This is a genomic window from Pseudonocardia sp. SID8383 (assembly GCF_009864975.1).
Taxonomy (GTDB): domain Bacteria; phylum Actinomycetota; class Actinomycetes; order Mycobacteriales; family Pseudonocardiaceae; genus Pseudonocardia; species Pseudonocardia alni.
Genome location: NZ_WWFY01000094.1, coordinates 1 through 953, shown reverse-complemented (window position 1 = coordinate 953; position 953 = coordinate 1). Strand labels below are relative to the sequence as shown.

Annotated in this window: 1 protein-coding gene; it reads left to right on the top strand. The window is 78.2% G+C overall.

The window, feature by feature from the left end:
* Positions 1-953 (top strand): long-chain fatty acid--CoA ligase (locus GTW08_RS02195; protein WP_161151324.1); only part of this gene is annotated, 953 nt, incomplete at both ends.

Below are 953 nucleotides of genomic sequence, written 5' to 3'. Positions count from 1 at the left end.
GCTGGACCGGCCGCGAACGCGACGCGGTGCTCGCCGACACCGCGCCGCACCACGTCGTCGGCACCGACGGCCGGGCCGCGACCGCCGACGGCGGAGCGCGGACGCCCGGGCTGTTCCTGCTCCCGACGACCTCGGGCAGCACCGGTGTCCCCACCGTGCTAGCCCGTGACCGGCGCTCCTGGCGGATCGGGTTCGACATCCTCGGTGCGCTGCCCGGACCGGTCCTCGTGCCGGGGCCGCCGTCCTCGACGCTGTACCTGTTCGGGGCGCTGCACGCGCTGCACCACGGTCTGGGCCTGGTCACCCGCGGCCGGCTCGACCCGACCGACCTGCCCGACGGCGGCTCGGTCCACCTCGTCCCCGCCCAGCTCAGCGCCCTGCTCGACGAGCGGGAGCGCCGCCCGGGCGGCCCCGCGCCACGGGTCGTGGTGTGCGGTGGCGCGCACGTCGCGCCGGGGATGCGGGAGCGGGTCGCGCGGCTGCTGCCCGGCACCACGCTGCTCGAGTACTACGGCTCGGCCGAGCACTCGCTGATCGCCACCCGCCGCGACGACGGCCCGCTGCGCCCGGTCGAGGACGTGCACCTCACCGTGCGCGACGACGTGCTGTGGGTGGACAGCCCGCAGTCGGTGCACGGCCGGTTCATCCGTGGCGCACTCCTCCCGGCCGGCCCCGGTCCGACGACCGTCGGCGACCGCGCCGAGCTCACCGACGACGGCGGCCTGACCGTCCTCGGCCGCGCCGCCACCACCATCTCCTCCGGCGGCACGCTGGTCGCCGCCGAGGAGGTCGAGCAGGTGCTGCGCGGCGTCGCGGGCGTCGGGGACGTCGTCGTCGCCGGGACCCCGCACGCGTCGCTGGGGATGGTGGTCACGGCGGTCGTCGAGGCCCGCGACGGTGTCCCGGACCGGCGGGCGCTGCGCGCCGCGGCGCGGGCCGGGCTGTCCCCGGCG